The sequence below is a fragment of the Mameliella sp. AT18 genome, from assembly GCF_028807275.1.
Classification (GTDB): domain Bacteria; phylum Pseudomonadota; class Alphaproteobacteria; order Rhodobacterales; family Rhodobacteraceae; genus Antarctobacter; species Antarctobacter albus.
The window spans coordinates 62,160-68,159 of sequence record NZ_JARAMO010000048.1 but is presented as its reverse complement, the minus strand read 5'-3'; the positions used below and the strand labels follow the sequence as shown (position 1 = coordinate 68,159).

Here is a 6,000-nt window from a genome sequence, read left to right as displayed (position 1 = left end):
TCTTTGGTTTGCAAAATACCTCGGGGGAGGTGACCGAAGGGAGCCGGGGGCAGAGCCCCCATTGCCCGGTTTCAGCCATTTCCGTCTCCGGTGAAACGCGCCGCATCCGCCGCCGCACGCCGGATCGCGTTGGATTTGTGCACCGTCTCCTGGTACTCTGCCTCGGGATCGCTGTCATAGACCACGCCGCCGCCGGCCTGGATGTAGAGCTTGCGGTCCTTCACCAGCGCGGTGCGCAGGGCGATGCACATGTCCATGTCGCCGCCGGCGCTGAAATAGCCGACACCACCGCCGTAGACGCCACGCTTTTCCGGTTCCAGTTCGTCGATGATCTCCATCGCGCGGACCTTTGGCGCTCCGCTGACGGTGCCCGCCGGAAGTCCGGCCAGCAGGGCCGACAAAGCGTCCTGGTCCTCGGAGAGTTCACCGACCACGTTGGACACGATGTGCATGACGTGGCTGTAGCGTTCGATGATGAATTTCTCTGTCGGTCGGACGGTTCCGATCTTGGACACCTTGCCGGTGTCGTTGCGCCCGAGGTCCAGCAGCATCAGGTGTTCGGCCAGTTCCTTCTGGTCGGCCAGCAGATCCTCCTCCAGCGCCTTGTCCTCTGCCGGGGTCGCGCCACGGGGGCGGGTGCCCGCGATGGGACGGATTGTCACCTCTTTGCCGAAGACCCGAACGAGGATCTCGGGCGAGGCGCCGATCACCTGGAAGCCGCCGAAGTTGAAGTAGAACATGAAGGGCGACGGGTTGGTGCGTCTCAGCGAGCGATAAAGCGCAAACGGCGGCAGGGGGAAATCCTGCGTCCAGCGCTGCGAGGGCACCACCTGAAAGATGTCGCCCGCCTTGATGTACTCCTTGGCCTTCTCGACCGCTGACAGATAGGCGTCATGGGCAAAGTTGGAGACCGGTTCGCCCAGCTCTGCCGCGTCGCCCAGGTCGCGGCTGGCCTGCGGCAGAGCACGTTCCAGGTCGCGCACCGCGTCCATCACCCGTTCGGCGGCCTGCGCATAGGCGGCGCGGGCCGACAGCCCGTCCTGCACCCAGGCAGGAGAGACCACCGTCACCTCGCCCTTGACGCCGTCCAGCACGGCCACGACGGAGGGCCGCATCAGCAGCGCGTCGGGCAGGCCCAGCGGATCTGGGTTCACGTCCGGCAGGTGTTCCACCAGGCGGATCATGTCGTAGCCTAGGTAGCCGAACAGCCCGGCGGCCGCCTGCGGCAGGTCGTCCGGAAGGTCGATCCGGCTCTCGGCCAGCAGCGCGCGCAGCGCCGTTAGCGGGTCGTCCTGCTGGGGCTCGAAGGCATCGGGATCAAAGCGCGCCATGCGGTTCAGGCGGCTCTGGTCCCCGTGGCATTGCCAGATCAGGTCCGGCTTCATCCCGATGATCGAATAGCGCCCGCGCACCTCTCCGCCGGTCACGGATTCGAGCATAAAGGCATCGCGTGCCGCGCCGGTCAGTTTCAGCATCAGCGACACCGGTGTGTCGAGATCGGCGGCCAGGCGGGCATAGACCACCTGGTTGCGGCCCGCCTCATAGGCAGCGGCGAAGCCGTCGAAGGAAGGGATAAGCTGTACCATCGTCTCTACTGGAAGTTCGCGTGAACGGCGTTGATCGCCGCCTGGTCCAGGTCCACGCCGGCGCGGTCCTGGATGTCCGAGGCGAGGGCGCGGAACAGGTCCTGTGCCACCGCCTGCGCGGCCTGGTCGCGGAACAGCTGTGCCAGTTGCTTGGCCTGTTCGTCATCGGGGTCAACATCCAGGATCTCGTCCAGCCGGACCACGACGGCCGAGTCGCCGGTGCTGACAGCCCGGACCTGGTTCGGCTCCATGTCAAAGACAGCCTCCAGCACTGCACGCGGCACAGCGCCGAAAGAGGTCCGGGTCAGGGCCTCTTCGGTCTGGGCGGTCAGGTTCAGCCCTTCGAAGGTGACGCCTTCGCCCAGTTGGCCCGCCAGTGCTTCGGCCTGTTTCAACAACGCATCCGCCTTTTGCGCCTCGCGCCAGTCAGCCTCGACCCGCACGCGCACCTCGTCGAAGGGGTAGGGGGCGGGGGGCTCGATCGCGTCCAGACGCAGGGCAAAGACACCACCGTCTCCCAGCGTGGCGATGGCCGGGTAGTCGCCGTCTTTCACCGCCTCTGCCGCGTCGCGGAAGGCAGGGTAGCCCGCGATGCCCTCGTCGTTGTCGCCGGTCCAGCCGATCTGTCCCAGGTCAAGATCGGTGGTTTCCGCCAATTCCTCGAGCGTGAGGCCCGCGGCCAGTTCATCGTCATAGCCTTGTGCCTGCGCGTCGATCACGCGGCGGGCCCGGTCCAGCGCCAGTTCGCCGCGCAGTCCGGGAACCGCATCTTCGAATGAGGTCAGCTGCGCCGGCAGGACGGCGTTGATCCGGAACAGGGCCGGGCCAAGAGGCGTCGGTGCGGGGCCGACGACCTGGCCGACGGAACCGTCGAAGACCGCGTCCGCCGCGTCGCGCAGGTCGGCGCGTGTGACATCGCCCATGTCGGTGTCTTCCAGCGCAAGACCACGTTCATCCACGAGGTCGCCAAAACCGATCTCACCCGAGGTGATGCGGGCCAGGGCGGCCTCTGCGGCGGCAGTGTCGTTGAAGACGAGACGCTCCACGAGACGCCTCTCGGGCAGGTCGAACTCGTCCTTGCGCTCGTCATAGGCGGCGCGCAGGCTGTCCTCGTCCACCTCGACGCTGTCGACCAGCATCTCGGGCGTCACCCAGGCGTAGGTCAGGCGCTTGGTCTCGGGGCGGGTGAACTTGTCGATGTTGTCATCGTAGTGCGCGCGCAGGATCTCTTCGGTCGGCGTGGTCACGCCGAGGTCCAGCTGGCTTTCACCGACGACGGCCCAGGTGATGCTGCGGCGTTCGGCTGTATAGCCGATCAGCGTATCGACATAGGCATCGGGCAGGCGGATGCCGGCCAGAACGGCGCTTTGAAGCAGCGAACTGGCGCTTTCGTTGCGCAGCTTTTCCTCGAACTCGCGTTCCTTGAGGCCCGCGTTTTCCAGCGTCAGCTTGTAGGCTTCGCGGTTGAAACTGCCGTCCACGGCCTGAAAGGCGCGGATCTGGCGGAGGTCCTCGGCCAGGCGCGTGTCGCCGATGGACAGGCCCAGCGTGTCGGCCTCGTTCTCCAGCGCGGCGGTGACGACCAGCTGGCTCAGAACCTGCTGCGTCAGGCCCAGGCTTTGCGCCTGCTGGAAGGACAGCGCCTGTCCGCTCTGCTGCTGGATGTTGCGGATCTCGTTCTGCAGCGACCTGAAATAGTCATTGGTCGAGATCTCGGCCTCGCCAACCTTGCCGATCGACCGCACTGTGCCCGAGAAGTTGGTGGCGCCGAAACCGCCCAGGCCCAGCAGCAAGAGCCCCAGCAGACCCCAGACCAGGTACTTTCCCACGCCGCTCTTCTTGTCCGCCATCTCGACCTCCCGCTGTCGGTTTGCCCCTGTCTATGCGGCTCCCCCGGGGGCTGCAAGAGGCCCGTCGACCTGCGCCAGCCTGCGCGCGAACTCGGCGATCCCGGCGCGGTCGGTATTGGCAAAGGCAACCCGGAACTGCCGGTCGCCGCTGGGATCGCCCTCGGGGGTGAACATCGTCGCCGGCAGGATCAGAACGCCCGCCTCGCGCACCAGCCGGGGTGCCAGCGTGGCAGAGCCTTCGGCAAAGGGATGTTCGATATAGGCAAAATATGCGCCGCAGCCCAGAAGCCGCCAGCCGCGCGCGGCCAGCGGTGCAAAATGTTCCTCGATCGCGGCGCGGCGGTCCAGGATCTCCTCGCGCTGTTCGGCCTTCCACTGGTCCAGGTTCTCCAGCCCCCAGAGTGCGGCACGCTGTCCAAGAGAGGGGGCGCAGATCGCCACCGTGTCCTGGAACTTCTCGATCTGGTGCAGCAACTCCGGCTGGCCGATGACCGCGCCGACGCGATGGCCGGTCAGCCGGTAGGCCTTGGAAAAACTGTAGAGCTGTACCAGTGTCCGGTCCCAGTCCGCGCGGGTCAGCAAGGCATGCGGGGCACCCCTGCGCGAGTCGAAATCGCGATAGGTCTCATCGACAATCAGGCGGATACCGGCCTCGGCGCAGAGGTCATGAAACCCCTCCAGCACCTCCGCCGGGTATTCCACGCCGCAGGGATTGTTGGGGCTGACAAGCACGATGGCCCGGGTATGCGGCGTGATCAGTGCGCGCGCGTCCTCCGGGTCGGGGACGAGGGTCGCACCACAGGTCAGGGGCACCGCGTGCACCCCGGTCATGTCCAGCCACATCTTGTGATTGAAGTACCACGGCACGGGCAGGATCACCTCGTCGCCCACGCCGCAAGTGGCTGCGATGGTCGCCGCGAAGGCCTGGTTGCAGCCTGCCGTGATACCGACCTGCGCCGCCTCAACCGTGCCGCCATATTGCCGTGCCCAGTCCGCGGCCAGCGCCTCGCGCAGTGCGGGCAGGCCCAGAACCGGACCGTAGAGGTGGCTGGCCGGGTCTTCCAGCATCTCTGCCATTGCTGCGCGCATTGGCGCGGGCGGCGGATCTGCGGGCGCGGCCTGGCTGAGGTTGATCAGGGGCCGGTCCGCGGGAAAATCCACCCCTTTCAGCCAGCGCTGCGCCTCCGGGATGGGCGGAAAAAAGGTTGCCTCAGTGCGCGTGACCATCGGCTTGCTCCAACCAATCGTTTCTTTGGGTTTGAAAATACCTCGGAAGCGCGAGGGCAGCGCCCTCGCCGGGGGTTTGGGGGCCTGCCCCCAAGAGTGGGAGAGCGCCGTCAGGCGCGCCTTCGGATCACGCCGTCAATCGTCGCCGCGATAGGGTTTGACGTATTGCAGTGCCATGTCCCAGGGGAAGAAGATCCAGGTGTCCTGGCTGACCTCGGTGATGAAGGTATCGACCTGCGGGCGGCCCTGTGGCTTGGCATAGACCGTTGCCACATGCGCCTTGGGGTAAAGGCTGCGCACCAGTTCCAGCGTCTTGCCGCTGTCGACCAGGTCGTCGATGATCAACACGCCTTCGCCTTCACCCACCAGCGCCGCATCCGGGGATTTCAGAACCTGCGCCTCGCGCCGCTGATCGGCCTTGCCGCCGCCCGAGTGATAGCTCTTGACGCTGATCGTATCGACGGTGCGGATGTCCAGTTCACGCGCCACGATCATCGCGGGCGCCATGCCGCCTCGGGTGATTGCCACAACCGCCTTCCAGTAACCATTGTCCGGCCCCTGTCCCTGGAGCCGCCAGGCCAGTGCCCGCGCATCCCGGTGCAGCTGGTCCCAGCTGACGTGGAAGCCTTTTTCGTGTGGCAGGCGGTCGGTCATGGCAATCTCCTCGGCAAGCGCTGTGGACAGAGCCTATACGTCAGCGGCACAGCACGGGGCAAGCGCTCGTTACCGCGACAGCAAGAGCCGCAGCCCCAGCGCCCCCAGCAGGGCCGCCGCGACCCTGTCGATCACCGGCTTGGCCCGCAGGTAGCCGGCGCGGGCAGGCGCGGTCGACAAGAGGGCGGCAAACAGCCCATAGACCGTGACTTCGACAAGGAAATGGTTGGCCACGATCAGCGCCTTGACCCCGAGCCCCATGTCGGCGGGAAAGATCACCACCAGCACGGAGGCCGCGAAAAGCACCGATTTCGGGTTCAGAAGGTTCACCAGCAACCCGCCCAGAAAGGCATTGGCACCGGGCCGTGCGCTGTCGGACACGGTCTTGCGCGCATCGCGCCAAAGGCCCCAGGCAATCCACATGAGATACAGCGCGCCCGCCAATTTCATGGCGCCATAGGCAAAGGGAAAGAGCGAAAAGATCACCTCCAGCCCCAACAGCGCGGCCCCGGTCCAGCAAGCGGCCATCAGGCCAAGGCCAATGCCGGTGGCAAAGCCTGTGCGGAACCCGCCCGCAATCGACTGGCGCAACGCATAAAGCAGCGCAGGCCCCGGCGCGGCCATCGCGGCCAGAAGGGTCAGGTTGAAGGCAAGCAGATGTGTCCAGGTCATGGTGGCGGCTC

Annotated in this window: 5 protein-coding genes; all 5 read right to left on the bottom strand. The window is 66.2% G+C overall.

What is annotated here, in order from left to right; all coding sequences use genetic code 11:
* Positions 1 to 71: 71 nt before the first annotated feature.
* The 5 genes from trpE to PVW46_RS06530 all read right to left on the bottom strand — a co-directional run bounded on the left by trpE (position 72) and on the right by PVW46_RS06530 (position 5,989).
* On the bottom strand, positions 72 to 1,586 hold the full coding sequence (gene trpE / locus PVW46_RS06550; RefSeq protein WP_069208346.1) for an anthranilate synthase component I: 1,515 nt from the start codon (positions 1,584 to 1,586) through the stop codon (positions 72 to 74).
* A gap of 5 nt (positions 1,587 to 1,591) precedes the next feature.
* Positions 1,592 to 3,436, bottom strand: a complete 1,845-nt coding sequence (locus PVW46_RS06545) for a peptidyl-prolyl cis-trans isomerase (RefSeq protein ID WP_069208345.1) — start codon at positions 3,434 to 3,436, stop codon at positions 1,592 to 1,594.
* A gap of 30 nt (positions 3,437 to 3,466) precedes the next feature.
* Positions 3,467 to 4,663, bottom strand: coding sequence for an aminotransferase (locus PVW46_RS06540; RefSeq protein ID WP_069208344.1), 1,197 nt, complete (start codon positions 4,661 to 4,663; stop codon positions 3,467 to 3,469).
* A gap of 135 nt (positions 4,664 to 4,798) precedes the next feature.
* Entirely contained in the window at positions 4,799 to 5,317 is a 519-nt protein-coding gene (gpt, locus tag PVW46_RS06535) for a xanthine phosphoribosyltransferase (RefSeq protein WP_043138997.1), read from the bottom strand.
* A gap of 69 nt (positions 5,318 to 5,386) precedes the next feature.
* Positions 5,387 to 5,989: a LysE family translocator gene (locus PVW46_RS06530; protein ID WP_069208343.1), complete on the bottom strand. Its 603-nt coding sequence runs from the start codon at positions 5,987 to 5,989 to the stop codon at positions 5,387 to 5,389.
* Positions 5,990 to 6,000: the final 11 nt, after the last annotated feature.